Origin of the sequence: Leptotrichia hongkongensis, from assembly GCF_041538065.1 — a bacterium.
Classification (GTDB): Bacteria; Fusobacteriota; Fusobacteriia; order Fusobacteriales; family Leptotrichiaceae; genus Leptotrichia; species Leptotrichia hongkongensis.
In genome coordinates this window covers 190564-212992 of the sequence record NZ_JBGORW010000002.1, presented here as the reverse complement: position 1 = coordinate 212992, position 22429 = coordinate 190564, and the positions used below count along the sequence as shown (strand labels likewise).

Here is a 22429-nt window from a genome sequence, read left to right as displayed (position 1 = left end):
AAATGGAAAATAATAAAATAAAAAAAGAGATAAATAACATAGTAAATGATAATTTAAAAGCACTGGAGCAATTATTTCCATCTGCTGTAAAGGATGGACAGCTGGATATAAAGGCATTGAAGGAAGAGCTGGGAGATTTTGAAGAAGTAGGAATTGAAAGATATGAACTGAATTGGGCAGGAAAACAAAATGCAAAGAAAGTAGTACAACAGGGAATTGGGAATAAAACGTTGAAATTTGTAGAAAAAGACAGTAAAAATGCTGACTCAACAGAAAATATCTATATCGAGGGAGATAATCTGGAAGTATTGAAACTGTTAAGACAGAATTATTACAACTCAATAAAAATGATATATATTGACCCGCCGTATAATACGGGAAATGATTTTGTCTATAATGATACTTTTAAAATGGACAAGGAAGAGAGCGACAAGGCAGAGGGAATAATATCAGAAAATAATGAAAAACTGCAGAAAAATCAGAAGTCAACTAACAGATACCATGCAAACTGGCTGAATATGATGTATCCAAGATTGAAACTGGCTAGAGATTTACTGACTGATGATGGAGTTATATTTATAAGTATTGATGATAATGAGCAGGCTAACCTAAAGAGATTGTGTGATGAGATTTTTGGGGAAGAGAATTTTGTAGTTAATATTGTGTGGCAGTCAAAAAGTGGTGGTGGACATGATGAAAAACTAGTAGTTAAAGAGAATGAATATATATTATTAATTTCTAAAAATAAAAATTTTGTAAATCTAGGTAAAAGAATTGAAGAGAATAATGATAAATATAAATTAAGTGATGAATTTGAAAAAGAAAGAGGAAAATATTTATTAAATAAATTAGACAGAAGAATGACCAGCAATCATTATTCTGCTTCATTAAATTATGAAATAATCATGCCAGATGGAAGTAAATTATGGCCTGGAGGAAAAAATGAAAAAAGTAATGAAGGCTGGAATTGGAGATGGAGTAAAACTAAATTAGAATGGGGGATAAAAAATAATTATATTGAATTTAAAAATAACAATAATACATGGAGTGTTTATTCTAAACAATACGAGTTTGTAGATAATAATGGAAATAAAATAGAAAGAAAATTACCATATAGAAATATATTGCTATCATCTGAATTTAGTACTACACAAGCCAGTAATGAAATAATCTCATTTTTCAATTATAAAATTTTTGAATATTCCAAAAGTACAAAATTATTAAATAGACTTATAAAAATTGGAAATGTGTATGATAATGATGTTATCCTAGACTTCTTCTCAGGTTCAGCAACAACAGCTCATGCTGTTATGCAGTTAAACAGTGAAGATGATGGAAATAGAAAATATATAATGGTTCAATTACCTGAAACAACTGATGAAAAATCAGAAGCATTTAAGGCTGGATATAAAAATATAGCAGAAATTGGAAAAGAAAGAATCAGACGTGCTGGAGAAAAGATAAAACAGGAAATAGAAGAATATAATTCTAATTTGAAACTGGGAGAAGAGCCTAAAAAAGTTCCAGATATTGGATTTAAAGTATTTAAAGTGGATGATACAAATATAAAATGGTACGACTTGGAGAATTTCAATGAAGAAAGTCAATATTCTTTTGATGACCCTGATTCATTGGATTTTGTACTTGGAAGCAATGATATTGATATTGTTTATGAAATAATGTTAAGACAGAATGATATTCCATTGTCAGAAAGACTGGAAGTATTGACAGATATTGGAAATAGAACATATTTTTATGCAAGTACATATTTAATTTGTCTTGAAACAGAAATAACAGAGGAAATGGTAGAAAAATTAGCTTCATTAAATCCGTTACCAATAAAGTTTGTGTTTAGAGATTCTGCATTTAAAGATAATATCTCATTGAAGGATGAAACTTTTAGGAAGTTGAGAAGTCTGATTGAGAGAAATTCGGGGGAGAGTAAGGTTAGTTATAGGGTGGAGTTTATTTAGGGGAGAGAGTTAGGAAGGAAATAGATTTAAAAATGGAAGAAAATCTTGAAAAAAAATTAGAAAATTTATTAAATGAGATTCAAAAATTTTCGGATAAAGTCAGATTTGAATATGATTTAGGAACTATGAAAATATTAGTTTGTGAAACAGAAAAAGAATTTTGGGAAAAATATTATGAATTTCATAATGAAAATGGAAACTATGCAAAATTTTTAGAATATAAAGAAAAGTTTAAAGATATGAATAATGAACTTTCTAATGAAAATAAAAATATTCAAATTAATGAAACAATAGAAAAAATATACAACACATTTGATTACATAACATATATATTAAATATATATGAAAAACAATTAAGAGAAAATGAAATAGATTACGGATTGAAAAAAATAAAGAAGTATAAAAATATTTTTCAAAATCAGAGAGCACAGATAGAATATTTAAAGAAAAATTATAAAAAAATATCAGATGAACAAAAAGAATACGATAGAAAAATATTAGAAATAATGGGGGTATTTTTAACAATTTTTTCTGTAATAGGATTTGGAGTTTCAAGTATTACTAAAGAGAATGCGAATATTTCAACTGTATTTATGATTTATGGTGTTATTTTAATGACTATGAGCAGTCTATTTTATCTAATTAATTTTGATAAAAATTTTAAAGAGAAACTTTTAAAAATATCAGTTCCATTGATGATTGGAATATTATTAATAATATTTGGAAAATATATACTATAAAGTAATCTGTCGGAGCATTTTTAGGTGCAGTCGAAACTGTTTGAGCATAGCGAGTTTTTCGACTGTGCATAAAATGTCGTAGACTAGCGTGGGTCAAGGGAGAAGGCGATGTTCTCCCTTGTTAAAGAATGGACAATGACAACTAAATAAAAAGAGACATAAAACCATTATTAAAGAAAGGAAAATTAAAAATGATTGTAAATCTATTTATGGGATTAATTTTAATGGCTTCTGTATTTCTTACAGGTGGTTTGGGTTTAGGCATAATTTATATTATGGAATATTGTAGAAAAGAAACAAAAGAGAATACAGGAAAAGAAAATGAGATGTTGTTTCTTACTTTAGGTTTAATAATTTATATGATATATCAGTTTTGGTTTTATATGATGCTTGAATCAGAAGGAATTCTTTCTTTTTACTGGTCAACATTAGGTAGCTGGATTTATTTTGAATTTTCTAAAATTGGAATGCTAGAAAATATGAAGAAAACAGGTGTAGATACAAAATTTTTTGATAAAAATAAATTTTTGCTTTATTTAATGTTGGTAATATTTTGTATTATTAATGTTATTGTGTATGAGTGCATTAAATAAGAGGTTATTTAGAAAGAGATTGAAATCTAATTGACACGCTAAAATATATATGATATTATAAAAATGAAAATAAAGTTAAAAAAGGGGAGAGTGGTAATTATGGCTACAGAAAGTATATTGCTTGATGCTTTGAGAATTCCTGCAAGATATGCAGATGAAGTACTGGAAGCAATGGAGAGTAAAAAGAAAGTTAAGAAACTTGATGTTGATTTTGAAATTGTAGATGACCCAGAAGAAATTTTGAGGATAGCAAAAAATTTTGGGTATAAAGAAAAAGAGTGAAACTATATCGTTGCAGAAATTAAGAGAAAAATTGAAAGATGATGACTTTATAAAAGAAAAAATTTTAAAGACTTTTAGAAGTAGAGATAGAAATAGTATTGAGGATTTTTTACATAACAAAGCTATAGATTTTGAGAAAAAATCACTTTCTGCAACACATATTATTTACAATAAAGAGGGAACAGAAATATTGGGGTATTTTACATTTGCAAATAAAAGTTTAATTATTGAAAAAGAAAATTTTCTTAATCTTAGTAGGACCCAACAGAAAAGATTTTCACAGAGTGGAAGAAGATTGAAAGACGGAAGTTATGTTGTGAATAGTTTTTTGCTGGCACAGATAGGGAAAAATTATAATATTTCTGATAAAAATATGATAACAGGTAATGAAATAATATCGTTAGCACACGAATTATTATTAATCGTGAAAAAAATTATAAATACGAAATATTTATGGCTGGAATGTGAAGATAACAGTTCACTAATAAGATTTTATTCAAATTATGGATTCAATCTGATAAAAAAATTTAGTTCAGAAAATAAATTAAGAACAATGATACTAAGATTAGATAATTTTTAAAAATAAAGATTTTATAAGTCTCTTTTATCAAAAAAGATAATTGAGGCTTTTTTATTACAGAACAAAAGGAGAAAATGAAATGTCAAATAAAATAATATTTCAGTTTGATGATAATTTGGAATATCAGAAAAAGGCGGTAAATTCTGTTGTAGAGTTATTTAGAGGATTGCCAAAATCGTTGGATAGTATTTATGCTGAAAGAATAAGAAAAACAAGACTTATGGAAAAAGATCCTGTGAGAAATATTGATATTGTTAGAGGGAATAAACTTTTTCAGAATTTGAAAAAAGTTCAGTTGAAAAATAGACTATTTACCGATGAAAAGGCTTACAGCAAGCACGAGAGAGATTTTACAGTTGAGATGGAAACTGGAACTGGGAAAACTTATGTTTATTTGCGTACGATATTGGAATTGCACAAGGAGTATGGATTTAAGAAATTTATGGTTGTAGTTCCGTCTGTAGCGATTCGTAAAGGAGTGGAAAAATCTATTGAACAATTAAGGGAACATTTTAAAAGACTATATAATGTGGATTTATCTAAATATAGTTTTATTTATGACAGTAATAATTTAGGAAAAGTAAATAATTTTGTGGAAGAGAATAATTTGAGTATTTGTGTTATGAATATTCAGGCATTTAATAGAGATACGAATAAAATTCGTAAGGATGATGAATATGCTAAAAATTTATGGAGAGATATAAAATTTGTAAGGCCGATTGTGTTAATTGATGAGCCACAGAAAATAGAAGGAACAGCAAATAAAAAATCACAATCATTAAAAGCAATAGACGAACTGGAGCCATTATTTACGCTTCGTTATTCGGCTACACATAAAAACCTGTATAATCAAATTTATAAATTAGATTCTTATGAGGCGTATAAAAAAGACTTGGTAAAAAAAATTCGAGTGAAAACGATAAATAGTGTGATTTCTAAAGAATTTCCATATATTAGATATACTTATTTTACAAAAGACTGCAAGGCAAGGATAGAAATATTTTCTCAAGAGCAAGGGCAAAGTATCAGATTTAGAAGTTTTGATGTGGAAAATGGTTTCTCGTTGTATGAACTTTCTGGAGGATTGCCACAGTATAAGGATATGTTTATTGCGGAACAGCCTCATAAAGAGAAGTCATTGAAAATTGCTACTAATTATGGAGATTTAGAATTAGCATTAGGAGAGAGTAATAAAAAGTTAGAGAATAAAGATATTATTCGTATTCAAATCCGTCTTGCTATAGAAAATCATTTTCAAAAGCAATTTGAGATTTTGGAAGAAGGCAAGAAAATAAAAGGTTTGACACTGTTTTTTATTGATGAGGTTAAGAAAGTTAGGGATAGTGAGGCTTCTGATGGAAGAGGAGCTTATTTGAAAATATTTGACGAAGAATATTTAAAAATTGTGCAAAAGTATAGGGGAAAAATTGAGAAATATAAAAATTATTTTCCACATTATGAAGATGTGAATTTAGTGAGAGAAGGATATTTCGCATTAGATAAGAAGAAAAAGGAAGTTGAGGTGGAATATAAGAAAGAAAACGAAGTGAAGGCAAAATCACAAGAAGATATTGATAGAGGGATTGAATTAATACTAGAGAAGAAAGATGAATTGATTTCTTTTAATGAAACACTTGCCTTTATTTTTTCCCATTCAGCACTTAGGGAAGGTTGGGATAACCCGAATGTATTTACATTGTGTACATTAAAAAATGGAAGTAGCGAAATTGCTAAAAAGCAGGAAATAGGGCGAGGACTCAGACTTCCTGTAGATGTTACTGGAAATAGAAGTTTAGATAAAAATGTAAATGAACTTACTGTGATTGCAAATGACAGCTATGAAAACTTTTCAAGAATGCTTCAGGAAGATTTTAACAAAAATATAAATAAAAACGAAGTTACCTCAGATCTTTTACTTGTCACACTTGAAAAATCAGGAATTCCTAAAATTAAGATTACTTCGGAACTGGTAGATGAATTTAAGAAAGAATTGATTGAAAAAAGAGTGATGGATTCTAACAATGTGCTTTTGAAAAATGGGAAAGAAGATATAAAAGAAATACATTTTTCAAATGAAACTTTACAGGAACATTCAATACAAATTGCTGAAAATTTTGTGAAATATATGGTGGAAAAAGGTACAAATCGGATTGAAATAGCAAATGGAGATAATGAGCCGATTATTAATAAAAGAAGAACATTTATTTCGGAAAAAGATTTTCAAAATCTTTTTGAAGAACTAGGGACAAATCTTAGTAAAAAAGCGATTTATAAGTGTAAAATCGATAAGGAAAAATATATAGAAAGTAGTGTAGAAAAAATAAATAACTATATAAGCAATTTTGATTTGAAACAAATTGTGGAGGTAGTAGAATCTAAAGGGGATTACAATGAGACAGGAAATTTTAATCTTGAAAAAGATAGCGGCGACAAAGAAATAGAAATGTCTAAAATTGAAGTGGCTACAAAAAGTGATTTTGAAATAGCAAATTATATAATGTATCACACAATGTTGCCAAGATTAGCAATATTAAAAATAATAAGTGGACTTGAAAAGGAAAAAAGAAAAGCCTTAAATATTCAAGATGTACTGGAAAATGTAACTGAAATATTGCTTGAAAACTTAAATGAAATGAAAGCTGAAAAAGTTTTTGAATATGAAGTGATAGATGGATATGTAACTGATACAGAGAAAATTTTTGAAGTGGATAATAAAATAAACGAAGAGGATTTTGAAAATAAAAGAAGGTTATTTCAAGCTAAAAAAGGTAGTAGAAGTCTAAATGATTATTATAAACTTGATAGTGATGGAGAAAAGGAATTTGCAGAAAAACTGGAAAATGATAAAAATGTATTGCTATTTACAAAACTCAAAAAAGGTGGCTTTGTAATAGATACTCCATACGGAAACTATTCTCCTGACTGGGCAATCATCTACAAAAATTCTTCAGAAAATAATGAAAACAATGTAGGAATCTATTTTATCGTTGAAACGAAGGCAGATAAAAAAGAAAAGGATTTGACAGATGTGGAAAAAAGCAAAATAAAATGTGGAAAACTACATTTTGAAGCAATTTCAAAGGAGGTAAAATTTAACTGGGTAAATAATTATGATGATTTTAAAAGGAAATTTGAAATTATATAAGGAGCAATGATATAAAATGAAAAAATTTTTAAATCAAAATTCCAAGATTAAGTCAATATTAATTTGCCTATTTTTAGTAATACTTATAGTTATTTCAGAAATTTTTTCATTTTTTAGTTATCAAAATGATAAAAAAAAATATGAAATGGAAGAAATTAAATGGAAAAAAATAGAAGCAGAAAAAGAAGAACGTGAAAAAAAGGAAGAGGCAGAAAAACTAAAAAAAGAAATGGAAGATGATTTTGCATTTTTTGAGAGATATTTTAAAGAGTTTAAAAAAACAGCAGAAAAAATTAATAATCCTAAAAATCCGGCTGAAATTCGGGCAACAATGTATTTTGTTCTAGATTCAAAATATTCATTTGCAAAAATTGCAATGTATTCAGATAAATTTATTTATATAAAAGCAAATAGAATTATGAAATATACTCTCTCTAATGGGGAAAAATTGTATGTTTTTGAGAATGCTGTAGTAAAAAGTAAGAAAACCCATAAAACAATTAATAAAAGTTCTGATGTTTATATTCTGGATGGAAATCTTTTCTGTATGATAGATTATAATGGCTCTATTGTTGACAGTATGACAACTAGATATACAGATCCAGAATCTTTGAAAGTAATCTTGAATGAGAATAAACTAGAAATTCCCAAAAAAGAAGCTTGGTGGATGGAGGTGGATAAGTATCTCTATTTACGTCGTAGTAAGGAAGAGAAAGAGGAAAAAAAATATAGAAAAAATACTTCAAGTTCCAGCCCGTATAATTACTCGCCAAATTCTTTAACACAAAAAGAACTGGAAAAAATGGAAAGAGAAGAAAATCGACGTGACAGAATGGACTCAGATGAATGGGAATATGAAGACAGCGAAGAAAGAGAATACTGGGAAAGTGAAGAATATTGGAATGAAGAGGGAATAGAAAAGGAAGTTTATTAAAAAAGGTCAATTAATTTATATAATTTTAGTAATAAATAAAAAATAATATGAAAGGAGGCAATAAAAATGGTCAACTTTGAAAAAGTGAGAGCCAATATAACTTTAAAATATGATAATGAAAATCTGTATGATTATATTTACTCTAAATTTAATTCTATAGTATGGAATGACGTAGAAAAAATTTTGAATGAAAGGGAAGAAAAGTTTAAAAATTCTATAAGTAAAGATGTGATTTTAGATGATGAATTTTGTTATGTTTTCGGTTTCATATTAGGAGAAAAAGAATTTTTGACTGAAGATATGAAAACTCTTTTTTTTGAAAACTTTAATTTATTCGAAGTATACTTATTAAGATACTTGTATAATAAGTTTGTAAAAGGTTTTGAATAAACTATTTTAAATTATAGGTATATTCAAATTGTCTCAATATCAAATTAATAAAGTTATAATATTGAGGTTTGAGTAGCATAATTAAAATTTTTAAGTTTGGTTTATTATAATTTGAGTAAGTTAAAAATGAAATACTTTAAAATTTAGAAATGAATTGGAAAGGAAAAAAATGTTAATAAAAATAGTATTTGGTATAGTAGTAATAGTATTACTTTCACTTTTCTTACAAGGAGTTGTACAAGGATTTATAATAGCAATAGAAATAGGTGGTCCAATAGGCTTAATCGTGTATACACTAATGTTAGTCGCATTAGTAATATTTTGTAAGTATTTGGTAAAAAGGGAGAAACAAAAAGAGAAAAGAGAACAAGAGATTAAAGATAATACAAAACTGACTAAACAAACAATAAATTTTGAAAAAATAAAAGCAAATTTAATTTTAAATAATTATAATGGCGATTTATATAATAATTTATATAATTATATTTATTGCGAATTTAGTTATATTATTAAATATAGAACAGATGTGAGGCGAAAAATAGAAGATTATTATGAAAGTACAGACACCGAACTTTATTGGCGGAAAGGTATATATCCAGATGTTGGAAAAATATTTGGTTATATTTTAGAACAAGAAGAATTTTTGACTGAAGAAAATAAAAAACTATTTTTTGAAAATTATCCTCTATTCTCAAAAAATTTAAGTAAATATATATATGAAAAATTTGTAAAAGATTTTGTTGAAGAAATAGAACTGGATTATTTAGAAAGAGAAGACTATTGGAGCGAAGAAGAGAGGAGAAAACGAGGAATAGAATGATGATTAAAATTATATTTCAGCAGTAAAAGTGTTTAAATAAATAATAGAATTACAACAAGTCATTTAACCGTAGTTAATCTGTATAATTTGAGATTATTTATTCTTATTGTCTTGAAAAAATGTTGTGAGATAATACATATGCGACAAGAATATACAAAAAAAGAAAGGTTTCAGATATAATGTAAATCTACCAAACCACATTAAGGAGAAACCTTTCATATAAGTAGTATATCAGAAATATACCGTGTTCGTCAACGGGCAATAAAGAAATACAATACAAGATACAACAATATATCAAGAAAAGTACTAGGTTTTAAGAGACTAAACGAAGTATTAAAAGAGTACAAGGAAAATCAGTAGGTTAAAGATACATTGGGAAAGAAATGTTTTTTTTAATATATTTTTGTCACAAACGTTTGACATCTATACAATTTACTTTTGTTTAAATCAAAGCAATGTATTGAAAAAATATAAAAAATTTGATATAATCATTTGAACTAGAAAATAAAAGTTGAAAAGCGCCAGTCCTTTTGGGATAATTAATAGGAAAAACATTGTTTTAAAAGGAGACGAGGGAAAAGAGTTATCGAATTATCGGCGGATGCTCTTTAGGTGGTTACAACCTTAATGATACACAAAAATTCTGAGTAATTGGAGTTACAAAGGTATTATAGTAGCATTTTCTAGTAATTTTAATATTATTGAAGGAGAAAATTATGTGTGGAATTGTAGGTTACATTGGAGCTAAAAATGCTCAGGAATTTGTTATTGACGGGTTAGAAAAGTTGGAGTACAGAGGATATGATTCGGCTGGAATTGCTGTTAATACTGGAAATGAGAAATTTGAGATTGTGAAAAAAGTGGGAAGATTACAAAATCTAGCTGATGAACTAGAAAAACATCCGCTTTTAGGGACGGTTGCGATAGGACATACAAGATGGGCAACACATGGTAAGCCGTCTGATGAAAATTCACATCCTCATTTTAACAAGAATAAAACATTAGTTGTTGTTCATAACGGAATTATTGAAAATTATCTGGAACTAAAAAAAGATCTAGTTGCAAAAGGGTATGAGTTTAAATCAGAAACTGATACAGAAGTTGTGGCACATTTGTTAGATGAACTTTATACAGGAGACTTGCTTGAAACAGTAAAGAAATTGTTAAAAGTTATAAAAGGTGCATATGCACTTGGAATTATGTCTGTAAATGAGCCTGACAGAATTATTGCGGCAAGAAAGGAAAGTCCGCTTATTGTAGGGCTTGGAGATGGAGAAAACTTTATTGCGTCTGATATTCCTGCAATTTTGAAATATACTAGAGATGTATATTTGATTGAAAATAATGAAATTGTGGAAATAAAAAAAGACTCTGTAAAAATTATGGATGTAGACGGAAATGAGATAAAAAGAGATGTAACTCATATTGAGTGGGATTTGGAAGCTGCTTCTAAAGGTGGATTTGAGTATTTTATGGAAAAAGAAATTTTTGAACAGCCAGAAGTGCTTATAAAAACTTTGAACAGCAGAGTTGATGAAAATTATAACATTAATTTTGATGATGCAGGACTTACAAAGGAATATTTGGAAGGAATTAATGATATTTATATTGTAGCTTGTGGAACCGCTTACCATGCTGGGCTTGTTGGAAAGCATATTATTGAGAAAAAAACAAGAATTCGTGTGGATGTCGACATTGCATCAGAATTTAGATATAGAAATCCTGTAATTAATGATAACGCTTTAGTTATCGTATTAAGCCAGTCTGGAGAAACTTTAGATACGCTTGAGGCTATGAAAGAGGCAAAAAGACATGGGGCAAGAGTTGTTGCAATTACAAACGTAGTTGGTTCTTCGATAGCAAGGGAAGCGGATCATGTTATTTACACTTGGGCAGGGCCTGAAATTGCCGTTGCCTCTACAAAGGCGTATACAACTCAGATGGTTATTTTATACTTGATGGCAATAGACTTTGCATATAAATTTGGAAAAATTACAAAAGATGAAGCTACTGAGGACATTAAGAAATTATATGAAGTGGAACAAAGCATTCAGAAAATGCTGGAATATAATGAAAAAATAAAAGATGTTGCAGATAAGATTAAAGATAATGAAAGTATGTTCTACCTTGGACGTGGGCTTGACTATGTAATTGCTGTAGAAGGTGCATTAAAATCTAAAGAAATTTCATATATTCATTCAGAAGCTTTTGCCTCTGGAGAATTAAAACACGGAACTATAGCATTAATTACAGATGGAGTGCCAGTTGTTGTAAATGTTACACAGTCGGACTTATTTGAAAAATCAGTATCAAATATAAAAGAAGTTACTTCAAGAGGAGCTTATGTTGTTGCAATTGCAAAAGAAGGAAATACAGTTGTAGAAGAAGTGGCTGATGAAGTGTTCTATATTCCAAATGTAGAAGACGACTATGCAGGATTTCCTACAATCGTAATTCATCAGTTATTGGCATATTATTTATCAAAATTAAAAGGAAATGATGTTGATAAACCAAGAAACTTGGCAAAATCAGTAACTGTGGAATAGGATAATTAGTTAATAATTATAAATAATAAAAAAAATGGAGGAAAGAATTATGAATTTTGATGATTTGAAAAAAGGAGCAGAAGATGCTCTTAAAAAAACTGTAGATGGAGCAAAGGACTTAGCTGATAAAGCTGCTGACAAAACAAAGGAAATTGCAGGAAGCGAAGTTGCTCAGAATATTAAAAAAGGAACTGAAGATGTTCTAGGTAAAACTGTGGAAGGTGCAAAAGATTTAGCAGAAAAAGCTGCAAATAACAAAATTGTTCAAGATGTGAAAAAAGGTGCTGAAGAAGCATTAGACAAAACAGTAGAAGGAGCTAAGGGATTAGCAGATAAAGTTACTGGAATGTTCAAAAAATAGTAAAAACAAAAATGTAATAAAAAAGGTTAGTTGGAGTATCAATTTTGGTACTCCATATATTTTTTATTTATTTTTTTAAAATTCTTTGTTATTTTTTATGAAATTTGGTATAATTAGCTTAAATAAAAATAAACTTGGATTATGAATTTGAAAAAAGTCAGGAGAATTGAGAATAAGAAGTATTTATCAGTTGATATAAAAGAGATTGTTAAATATAAATAAAAGAAAGCATGAAAAAGTCTAGAATACATAAACTAAAAATTATCGTTTTGGAAAATAAAGATGCGAAAGTGGGGATTGAAGAGGAGTAAAAGAGAAATGTGGCAGGAATTGGACGAAAAGCCTGCGATTTTGGAAAGGAAGTTTTGTGAAAATAGTAAAAAATTATTATGACAGGTTTAAGGTTTTAAATCCCCAATATTCAGAAATAAAACTGGGGATTATTGCTGCTATTATTATTTATTTTATTGCAAGGATTTTTTTTGTGGTAGAAATTTCAAGGGATATGATAATTTCACTTTTGGTATTTGTAATATCAATGACTCTTCACGAAGTGGCGCACGGATATGTGGCATATAAATTTGGTGATGATACTGCCAAAAGAGAGGGAAGAATTACTCTAAATCCTCTTAAACATATTGAATTGACAGGAATAATTCTTCCGGTTCTTATACTTTTGAGCGGATTCAAATTTTTGGTAGGGTGGGCAAAGCCTGTTCCGGTTAATTTTTATAATTTAAGACCACATCGGTTAGGACTATTCTGTGTCGCAGTCGCTGGAATAGTAGTAAACTTTATTCTTGCAGGAATTTCACTTGTATTTTTAAAACTAGGTAGTAAATATCTGGATACGGATAATATTTTTATGACAGTCATGATTTATGTTTATGTAATAAACCTTTTGCTTGGAATGTTCAACTTAATACCAATAACTCCGCTTGATGGAGGTAGAATAGTTTATTCTTTTTCGGGAAATAAAATTAGAGAGTTTTATAATAAAATTGAAAGATATGGAATTTTAATTATATTTGTAATTGTTTATTTTAGCGGCTCTCGTTTAACACAAGGCTTTTTAGTAATTGTTGATTTTTTTTTGAAACTTGCAGGAATAGATATTAACTTAACTTTTTAAAAAAATTATAAGAAAATTCAATAAAAAATTTTGAAAATCAAAAATATGGGATATAATATAGTATTACAATTTTGAAGGTAAGTTTAAATATTAGAAAAGGTATTTTTATCAAAGTTTAAGGATGTGGTAAAGATGAAAAAATTATTTTTGATTTTAGGAATATTTTTTGCAATAAATTTTGAGGTGTATGGATTTACACAAAAGGAAAAAATTCAGGAAACTTTATCAAAGCTTGGTATAAAGCAGGCTTTAATTGATGAAACGATAGCTTTGGATTATGAAATTAGAGATACAGAATATTTTGAAAATGATGAAAAAATTATTCGTGAAAGAGTGGCAAAACTTGAAAAACTTCTTCAGAAGGATGAGAGAAACTATATAGCTGCTCAAGCTCTAATTACTATTTTTGAATCTAAAATAAGTGGAGATTATAAAAAATATCTTGACTTATTTGTAAAATATACGCCTTATGAATACGAAAAAACTTTTTCAAAAATGATGTACGCTCTAGATAAGGGAGATATGTCAAGTTTTGAAAAATATATGGATGAAATTCCTAAAAAATATAAAGATACAGTAATAGTAACATTAGCAAAAATTTTTGTGGCAAAGAACTTTGAAGAAAAACAGATGCTTACAGAAAAAGTTTTGAAATTATTAAAAAATGAGAGCGAAAGACGAAAAATCGGAGTTTCTGATGAAGAATACTATTTTATGAAATTGACTTATTATTTGAATAAAATCCGTAATTTATTTGATAAAGGAGAGGTAAAAACTGCTGTTGCAGAGTATCTTGACAATATTGTGAACGAGAATATAAGTGAAGAAATACAAAATTATAATTTACGGGCTGAAGTTATACTTTACTTTAATGTTGTAATAATGAATGAGGAAATAAAAGAAGATTTGTTAAAAATAAGCAATGGAGCAAAATTGGAAGATACTTGGATTGCTAAGAAAATCCAGACTGAAACTGAAAAGGACAAGGATTTCTTATCAAAAATGGTAAATTAGGAAAGAGGAGAAAGTTTATGAAAAAAATTTTTGTATCATTATCATTGCCAGTATTTTTTTCTTTAGGATACGAATTACCAGCATATACTAGAGCTGAACTTATACAGGACAGGCTTTCAAAAATTGGTATAAAGCAAAGTGTTATTGATGAAACAATAAAATTTGAATATGATATTAAAGATGAAAAAAATTTTTTTACAGAAGATGGGCATGAAAATGATAACCTTTTGAAATTAAAGGAAATTTATGAAAAAGATGAAAGAAATGAAACATTAGGATCAGTTCTTGTAGGAGCCTACATAGTAGGGGGAAAGAAGGACTTTAAAAAAGCAAGGGAATATATGGATAAAATTGCTCCTTATTCAACGAGATTTGATAAACTTTCAAACGAATTTACCTATTACAAGTTAAAAGGCGATGAAAAAAAAGCAAAATTTTATTACAATCTTATAAAACGTTACTATAAAAATTCAGCAGTGATGGAACTTGTTGACACATTAAGCGAGAATTTGGATATGGTAAAGTTTATTGAAACATTAGGTGACTATTTGACTGAAGAGGAAGATAAAACTAATAATGAGGCAAATGATTTGCCTAATGGATTTTTATACGATAATAAAAAGGGAATTATTGAAAATAAGGATAAAAAAGATGATTTAGATAAGGAAGAAGTATTAGAAAATACACAAACTTATAGTGAAAGTGTAAAGGAGATTCTTGATAACGGAAAGGAAACTCTAGATACTCAAAAACAAGAAATTAGTAAATATGAACGAATAATTAATTATTTTAAAATTCCGAAAAATCAAAAGGAGTTTGGGATTCCAGATGACTATATAAGAGGATTTAAATTAAAAATCGCAGAAGTAAAAATAGCGAAAAATATGATGAACTATGGAATAGAAAATGCTGTAAAATATTATCTTGACAATGTTTCGACAAAAGATGTGAGCTATGAAGACGTTTATTTTAACGAACAGTCAGAGCTGGCATTGTATCTTGCAGTCGCACAAATGCTTTCTGTTGCTGATGATAATGTGGTATCAAAATATCGAAAAGAATTTGAAAATACAAGAGTAATTAAACTGCTGGATGAAGTTTTAGAAAATGAGAGAAAAAAGGAAAAGGAGAAGGCTGGGAAGACTCAAAATAAAAATCATATAAAAAGCTGACAGATGTCGATTATAATAGGATACAAAAGAAATTCACAAGTACAAATAAATTTAAGCAGTTGGAAGGATATGTGCAGATACAGCCAGTAACTCAATAAGAAATTATAGAAACTCAGATGAACTTGATTGCAAAAATAGGTTGTCTGAGTTTTATTTTTATGATAACATAATAAATATCATTTTAAATTTATAGAACGAAAGGAGGAAAAGTTGAAAACTGTAGCAAAAGAAACAACAATTGAATTTGAAGAAAAAAAATCGAAGTTTATCGGATACATTAAGCCAGTTTCGACAGCAATTGAAGCAGAAAAATTTATTGATTCTATCAAAAAAATGCATCCAAATGCAACTCACAATGTGCCACTTTACAGAGTAATGGAAAATGGGCAGGAATATTTTAAATATAATGACGATGGAGAACCAAGCAATACAGCAGGAAAACCAATGGCAGAAATATTAAATATTTTGGATGTATATAATGTGGCATTAGTTGCGACAAGGTATTTTGGAGGAGTAAAACTGGGAGCTGGTGGACTTATAAGAAATTATGCCAAAACAGCAAAACTAGCTGTTAATGAAGCAAAAATTATAGACTATGTTGAAAAATCTATTTTTATAATAGATTATGACTATGAATATACTTCAGAAATGGAAGCATTCTTGAATGAAAATACCCCAAAATTTGGAATTGAAATATTGGAAAAAAATTATTCAAATAGGGTAACAATGAAGATATTAGCAAATGATGAAATTGAAGATGAATTGAATAGATTACAGAAAATTATTGTAATAAAAATATAGAAAATAGTTAATTTTGAAGAGAAACAATTTTTTTTGAAAAAATTGTTGACAAATAAAATCAAATATGATATTATATTTCTTGTCTGTTAGTGATAATAACAAATAAGGGAATGAATGTGCGGCCTTCGTCTAGTGGTTAGGACCTCGGGTTTTCATCCCGGTAACAGGGGTTCGATCCCCCTAGGCCGTACCAAGTTTAAAATTGAATAATTAAAATATTAAATGGTGAATATTTATGGTCGCATAGCTCAGCTGGGAGAGCACCTGCCTTACAAGCAGGGGGTCATTGGTTCGATCCCAATTGTGACCACCATTATGGAGGTGTAGCTCAGTTGGTTAGAGTGCTTGCCTGTCACGCAAGATGTCGCGAGTTCGAGTCTCGTCACTTCCGCCATTTAATGCCGCTTTAGCTCATCTGGTAGAGCAACTGACTTGTAATCAGTAGGTGGTTGGTTCGAGTCCGACAAGCGGCACCACTATTTAAAATTTAGAATGTTGTGGAGAGGTTCCCGAGTGGCCAAAGGGATCAGACTGTAAATCTGCCGGCTCAGCCTTCGAAGGTTCGAATCCTTCCCTCTCCACCATTTTTTTTTATAAAAATAAAAATTATTATAAATATTAAATTATAATTCGCAGGAGGAATTATCAACTATGGTTAGAAAAATAAAAGGAGCAGGAAACAAATCTGGTGGAAATCAGCAGGATATAATCAAACAAGCTCAAGTGATGCAACAAGAAATGTTAAAAATTCAAGAAGGATTAAAAGATAAATTTGTAGAAACATCTGTTGCTGGTGGAGGAATTACTGTAAAAGCAAATGGACAGAAAAAAATTGTAGATTTATCAATTTCATTAGATGTATTAAAAGATGCAATTGAAGAAAATGATGCAACTATTGTTTCAGATTTAATCATAAACGCAGTAAATGAAATCTTGGATAAAGCTGAAGAAATGGCTGAAAAAGAAATGGAAGTAGTTACTGGTGGAGTAAGTATTCCAGGATTATTTTAATAAATAAATAGATTTAAGGAGGATTTGTTATGTCAGAAACTAATTTACCTGAAAACACATCAAATGAGAATCATAAGTATAATAAAGTAATTTATTGTTTACTAGCTTGGTTTTTTGGAGCTTTTGGAATCCATGCTTTTTATGCAGGTAGAAAACAGGAAGGAATATATTTTTTAATTGCAGGAATAATAGGAGTATTAACATATATTTTATTGATTGGAATGGTAATTCTTTTCGTTGAATTTGTAATATGTGTTATCCAAATAGTAAAAGCAATACAAAAACCGGCTGATGAATTTGGTAGAATATCAGATTAGTAAGTTTTAAGAATATTTAGAAAAGGAAAATCAATAAATAATTTTATTGATTTTTTTTTGGAAAAATTTAAGGGAGAAATAAATGAAAAAAAATGAAGAATTTGAAAAGAAGAAAAATATTAATAAGATGATAATATTGATGTTTTTATGCATTATTGTTTATAATTTAGGGCATCCCGCTACACCTGCACTAATTGAATTGAGAGGGTGGAAAAAGAGTATTTCAGGTGAATTATTGGCATTTATGAGTACGGCTATGTTTATTTCTTCGCCTTATTTGGGGGCTTTGGCAGATAGAGTTGGGATGAAGAGGATATTTGTATTTATGCCATTTTGTTATGGGATGTCACAGCTTATATTTGGATTTGGGACGAATTTGCCGCTTATATTTTTGGCAAGGATGATTTCGGGATTTGCTTCGGGGGGAACATTTGCTGTGGCATTTGGATATGTGAGTCAGCTATCTGAAAAAGAAGAAAAGGCTAAGAATATTGCTAAAGTAAGTTCTGCAACTGTAATCGGTGGAGCAATTGGGCAGAAAATAGGAGGATATGCTGCAACTATTACGAATGATCCGAGAACTTCTTTTGCACTACAGTTTATTGGTGGAAGCATTGTTTCGATAATTATTTTGCTGCTTATGAAGGAAATTGTGAAAAAGAATGATGATTTGGAAGAAAAAAGTAAAAAGGACTTAAACCCATTTGCAACCTTTAGATACATTAAGGAGTTAGATGAGTATTCCAAGTTCTTCTGTCTTATAATTTTACTTTCAGGAATAGGAATTTATTCTTATGGAAGCGCTTTAAACTATTTTTTGAAATTTTATGAAAAAGTTTCTTCTGATACAATTGGAACTTTTGTTATGTGTTCGTCATTACTTGCTTTTTTTGGAACTGCATTTTTGCTAGGAAAACTTTTAAAAAAATTTAAGGAAAAAAGTATTTATAAATTTTTGATTTTTGCTGGAATAATATTGATGGGAGTAATTTTGTTCAGAGTAAAATTTGGTGTAACTCCATATCTTTTGATGGCAGTTTATACCATGACTTATGAAATTGTACGCTCACTTGGAAATACGATTATTGCTCAGAGATATAAGGAAAATCAGGGGAAGATACTGGGAGTGGCATCTGCAGTGGGTTCGCTTGGAACTGCTATAGGTTCGCTGTTATCAGGGCATTTATTAAATTTTAACCCTTTTTTGCCATTTGCTGTGAATATTATTGTAATGTTTTTTGTATTAGTTTTAATTTTAGTAAAAAAATTGTAATTTTTTTCGTTTAAGTATTTGTTAAATTAAATTAATATGGTAAAATTAATAGAGAATAGAAAATTTTTAGGAGGCATACCATGGAATATATGAAAAAATATGAATACTGGTTAAATTCAGAAGCTGTTGATGAAAAAGACAAGGAAGAATTAAGAAGTTTAGCTGGAAATGAAAAGGAAATCGAAGACAGATTTTTTAAGGATTTGAGCTTTGGAACCGGTGGAATTAGAGGTGTTCGTGGGATTGGAACTAACAGAATTAATAAATATGTAATTAGAAAAGCAACTCAAGGGCTTGCAAATTATATGCTGAAATTCGATGAAAAATTGGCAAAGGAAAAAGGAATTATAATTGCTCATGACTGTAGAATTGGTTCAAGGGAATATGCTTTGAATACAGCGAGAGTTATGGCTGCTAATGGAATTAAAGCATATATTTATGAAGATTTGCGTTCTACTCCTGAATTGTCATTTGGGGTAAGATATAAAGGTACTATGGCTGGAATTGTCGTAACTGCATCACATAACCCTGTGGAATATAACGGATACAAGGTTTACTGGGATGATGGAGCTCAAGTTGTAGATCCTCATGCACCTGCGATTGTTGCTGAAGTTAATAAAATTCAGACTCTTGAAGAAATTAAAGTAATTTCTGAAGCAGAAGGAAGAGAAAAAGGATTAATTATTCAATTGGATGGAAAAATTGATGATGATTATTTAGATGCAATAAAAACACAAACTCTAAAAACAGATATTCCAGGGAAAGAAAATTTCAAAATAGTTTACACTCCACTTCATGGAACGGGTGGACGTCCAATGAAACGTATTTTATCTGATTTTGGGTATAATTTTGAAGTTGTGAAGGAACAAATTGAACCAGATGGAAACTTTCCAACTGTAACTTATGCAAATCCTGAAGAAAAAGCGGCATTTAAGCTTGGAGTAAAATTAGCTGATGAAATTGGGGCAAAAATAGTTATGGCAAATGATCCCGATGCAGATAGAGTTGGTATTGCTGTAAAAGATGATAAAAATGAATGGTATTATCCAAATGGAAACCAAGTTGGATTATTGTTACTACAATATCTTCTAAATAATAAGAAAGACATTCCTGCAAATGCAAAAGTTATAACAACAGTTGTTTCTACACCGATGATTGATGTAGTTGCACCTTCAAAAAATATTGGAGTTATGAAAACATTGACAGGATTTAAATATATTGGAGAAAAAATTAGACAATTTGAAAATAAGGAATTGGATGGAACATATTTATTTGGATTTGAGGAAAGTTACGGATATTTGATTGGAACACATGCAAGAGATAAGGATGCACTAGTAACTTCAATGGTAATCGCTGAAATGGCCACTTACTATGATTCGATCGGAAGTTCAATTTACGAAGAATTGCAAAAATTATATAAAGAATTTGGATATTATCTAGAAGGAATAAAATCTGTGACCCTTAAAGGAAAAGATGGAAGTGAACAAATGGCTGCTCTTATGACTAATTTGAGAGAAAACGTAAAAGACGAACTGATTGGTAAAAAGATTAAAATTAAACGTGATTTCTTTTCACACAAAGAATACAACTTGGAAACAGGAGCAGAAACTGAAATAAAATTACCAAAAGAAAACGTTTTACAATTTGTTCTGGAAGACGACACTTACATTACAGCCCGTCCATCTGGAACAGAGCCAAAAATCAAATTCTATTTTAGTGTAAATGCAGATTCAAATGAAAATGTAAAAGCAAAACTTGATAAGACAATGGAAGAATTTTCAAAATTTTTAGGATTATAATTTTTTAAAGAGATCAGAAGATTACTTAAACTAAATGTCTAATTTTTTGACAAAAGTTTAGTTTTTCTGATCTTTTTTATTAGAAAGCTATAGATATTTTGTAATAAAAAAAACAATAAAATTTTTAGAGAGAATTTGTGGAAAGAATAAAGTATGGAAAAAATAAAAGAGAAAAATATTGATGCGATATACATTCATATCCCATTTTGTGACAAAAAATGCGAATATTGTGATTTTTGTACGTATATTAATATGGAGAAAGAATATAGAAAATATGTAGATTATTTGATTAGGGAAATGAGAATGTATCCCAAATATAAGTATGATACGATTTATTTTGGTGGTGGAACGCCATCATTACTGCCAGTTGAGATGATAAGAGAAATAATGGATGAACTGGAGTGGAGCGAAAATGCTGAAATTACTTTGGAATTAAATCCAACGGATATGACTTTGGAAAAATTGAAGGAAATTTGGAAAATTGGGATAAATAGGTTAAGTATCGGTATACAGAGCTTTCAGAATCACGTTTTAAAATTTATTGGAAGACAGCATAGTTCAGAAGAGGCGATAAGTGTGTATAAAATGGCTAGAGAAGCTGGATTTGAGAATATAACTGTGGATTTGATGTTTGGAATTCCTAATCAAAGTATTGAGGATTTGCAGAAGGATTTGAATATTTTAAAAGAATTAAAGCCTGAAAATGTGTCAATTTACTCGCTTATCTGGGAGGAAGGGACTGTTTTCTGGAGTAAATTGCAAAAGGGGATTCTGTCGGAAATTGATCAGGATGTAGAAGCTCAGATGTATGAGATGATTATTGAATTTTTTAATGAAAATAGGTATTGTCATTACGAAATATCAAATTTTGCACGGATTGATGGGAATTTTGAGCAAAATAAAAATATTAGTGAAAATTGTGATTTAGAAAATAAAATAGGTTTTCAAAATTTTTCAGAAATTAAAAATAATGAAGAAATATTGAAAAATGTGGAAGATTTTGAAATAATTAAGAAAAAACAGAAAAATAGTGGAAGACACAATTTGAAATATTGGAGAAATATAAAGTTTGTTGGTGTAGGAATGAGCGCTGCTAGCTATTATAGCGGAAATAGGCATAGTAATGTAAGAACATTTAAGAAATATTATGATTTGATTGATAGCGGAAATTTGCCAATTGATGAAAATACAATTGAAATTGTAGATGAAATCGAAAGTGAAAAATTGAAGAAAATGCTGGGGCTAAGATTAATTCAAGAGGGAATTGAATATTTTGAGGATGAGAAAGTTGAAAAACTTATAAAAAATGAACTACTTGAAAAATTTGTTGTGAGAAAAGTTGAATTTTTAGATAAAAATACTAGAAAAGCTGAAAAAAATATCGTAACAAAAGAAAAAGAAATAAAAAATAAAGTTAAAAATAATGAAGATTTAGATGGAAATATTGTAAAAAATGCTTATGAAATAAGGCTTAGATTAACAAAAAGAGGAATGTTGCTTGCAAATGATGTATTTGTTGAATTTATTTGAAAAAAAGGTTATAATA

General features: G+C 28.9%; 20 protein-coding genes, 5 tRNA genes and 1 pseudogene. All 26 read left to right on the top strand.

All coding sequences use genetic code 11. The features are described 5' to 3' along the window. Positions 1–2 precede the first annotated feature (2 nt). Positions 3–1973 (top strand): site-specific DNA-methyltransferase, encoded by a 1971-nt coding sequence (locus ACEG17_RS02570; RefSeq protein WP_372582437.1) that lies wholly within the window; start codon positions 3–5, stop codon positions 1971–1973. Between the two features lie 32 nt (positions 1974–2005). Beyond that, positions 2006–2713, top strand: a complete 708-nt coding sequence (locus ACEG17_RS02565; RefSeq protein ID WP_372582436.1) for a hypothetical protein — start codon at positions 2006–2008, stop codon at positions 2711–2713. A 191-nt stretch (positions 2714–2904) separates the two neighbouring features. Further along, positions 2905–3306, top strand: coding sequence for a hypothetical protein (locus tag ACEG17_RS02560; RefSeq protein ID WP_372582435.1), 402 nt, complete (start codon positions 2905–2907; stop codon positions 3304–3306). 99 nt (positions 3307–3405) lie between these two features. Then, the gene (locus tag ACEG17_RS02555; protein WP_006805581.1) at positions 3406–3588 is read left to right on the top strand and encodes a hypothetical protein; all 183 of its coding nucleotides are present in this window, start codon (positions 3406–3408) and stop codon (positions 3586–3588) included. Next, the gene (locus ACEG17_RS02550) at positions 3566–4168 is read left to right on the top strand and encodes a GNAT family N-acetyltransferase (RefSeq protein ID WP_372582434.1); all 603 of its coding nucleotides are present in this window, start codon (positions 3566–3568) and stop codon (positions 4166–4168) included. Before ACEG17_RS02555 ends, ACEG17_RS02550 begins: the two co-directional genes overlap by 23 nt. A 79-nt stretch (positions 4169–4247) precedes the next feature. Continuing rightward, positions 4248–7313 (top strand): restriction endonuclease, encoded by a 3066-nt coding sequence (locus ACEG17_RS02545; protein WP_372582433.1) that lies wholly within the window; start codon positions 4248–4250, stop codon positions 7311–7313. 16 nt (positions 7314–7329) lie between these two features. Next, positions 7330–8247, top strand: a complete 918-nt coding sequence (locus ACEG17_RS02540; protein WP_372582432.1) for a hypothetical protein — start codon at positions 7330–7332, stop codon at positions 8245–8247. Positions 8248–8313: 66 nt separating this feature from the next. Further along, positions 8314–8637 (top strand): hypothetical protein, encoded by a 324-nt coding sequence (locus tag ACEG17_RS02535; protein ID WP_372582431.1) that lies wholly within the window; start codon positions 8314–8316, stop codon positions 8635–8637. 169 nt (positions 8638–8806) lie between these two features. Then, positions 8807–9457 (top strand): hypothetical protein, encoded by a 651-nt coding sequence (locus ACEG17_RS02530; RefSeq protein WP_372582430.1) that lies wholly within the window; start codon positions 8807–8809, stop codon positions 9455–9457. Positions 9458–9712: 255 nt separating this feature from the next. Then, a pseudogene (locus ACEG17_RS09965) lies at positions 9713–9817 on the top strand (IS481 family transposase); the annotation flags it as partial. 356 nt (positions 9818–10173) lie between these two features. After that, positions 10174–12003 (top strand): glutamine--fructose-6-phosphate transaminase (isomerizing), encoded by a 1830-nt coding sequence (glmS, locus tag ACEG17_RS02525; RefSeq protein ID WP_372582429.1) that lies wholly within the window; start codon positions 10174–10176, stop codon positions 12001–12003. 49 nt (positions 12004–12052) lie between these two features. Beyond that, positions 12053–12364, top strand: coding sequence for a hypothetical protein (locus ACEG17_RS02520; RefSeq protein WP_299571003.1), 312 nt, complete (start codon positions 12053–12055; stop codon positions 12362–12364). A gap of 367 nt (positions 12365–12731) precedes the next feature. Next, positions 12732–13496 carry a site-2 protease family protein gene (locus ACEG17_RS02515; RefSeq protein WP_372582428.1) on the top strand — a complete coding sequence of 255 codons (765 nt, stop codon included), beginning with the start codon at positions 12732–12734 and terminating at the stop codon, positions 13494–13496. A gap of 132 nt (positions 13497–13628) precedes the next feature. Beyond that, positions 13629–14510 carry a hypothetical protein gene (locus ACEG17_RS02510; protein WP_299571007.1) on the top strand — a complete coding sequence of 294 codons (882 nt, stop codon included), beginning with the start codon at positions 13629–13631 and terminating at the stop codon, positions 14508–14510. 17 nt (positions 14511–14527) lie between these two features. Next, the gene (locus tag ACEG17_RS02505; RefSeq protein WP_372582427.1) at positions 14528–15682 is read left to right on the top strand and encodes a hypothetical protein; all 1155 of its coding nucleotides are present in this window, start codon (positions 14528–14530) and stop codon (positions 15680–15682) included. A gap of 210 nt (positions 15683–15892) precedes the next feature. Then, entirely contained in the window at positions 15893–16483 is a 591-nt protein-coding gene (locus ACEG17_RS02500) for an IMPACT family protein (RefSeq protein WP_372582426.1), read from the top strand. Between the two features lie 118 nt (positions 16484–16601). After that, positions 16602–16676 (top strand) — tRNA-Glu (locus ACEG17_RS02495). 44 nt (positions 16677–16720) lie between these two features. Then, positions 16721–16796, top strand: a tRNA-Val gene (locus ACEG17_RS02490). 4 nt (positions 16797–16800) lie between these two features. Further along, positions 16801–16877, top strand: a tRNA-Asp gene (locus tag ACEG17_RS02485). Between the two features lie 6 nt (positions 16878–16883). Beyond that, positions 16884–16959: transfer RNA gene (locus ACEG17_RS02480), tRNA-Thr, on the top strand. Positions 16960–16982: 23 nt separating this feature from the next. Next, positions 16983–17067 (top strand) — tRNA-Tyr (locus ACEG17_RS02475). 67 nt (positions 17068–17134) lie between these two features. Further along, complete coding sequence (locus ACEG17_RS02470) at positions 17135–17494, top strand: YbaB/EbfC family nucleoid-associated protein (protein WP_021743723.1); 360 nt, start codon at positions 17135–17137, stop codon at positions 17492–17494. Positions 17495–17523: 29 nt separating this feature from the next. Continuing rightward, entirely contained in the window at positions 17524–17811 is a 288-nt protein-coding gene (locus ACEG17_RS02465) for a TM2 domain-containing protein (protein WP_372582425.1), read from the top strand. 82 nt (positions 17812–17893) lie between these two features. Next, positions 17894–19084, top strand: coding sequence for an MFS transporter (locus ACEG17_RS02460; RefSeq protein WP_372582424.1), 1191 nt, complete (start codon positions 17894–17896; stop codon positions 19082–19084). A gap of 80 nt (positions 19085–19164) precedes the next feature. Next, positions 19165–20883 (top strand): phospho-sugar mutase, encoded by a 1719-nt coding sequence (locus tag ACEG17_RS02455; RefSeq protein WP_372582423.1) that lies wholly within the window; start codon positions 19165–19167, stop codon positions 20881–20883. A gap of 153 nt (positions 20884–21036) precedes the next feature. Beyond that, positions 21037–22413 carry a radical SAM family heme chaperone HemW gene (hemW, locus tag ACEG17_RS02450; RefSeq protein ID WP_372582422.1) on the top strand — a complete coding sequence of 459 codons (1377 nt, stop codon included), beginning with the start codon at positions 21037–21039 and terminating at the stop codon, positions 22411–22413. Positions 22414–22429 lie beyond the last annotated feature (16 nt).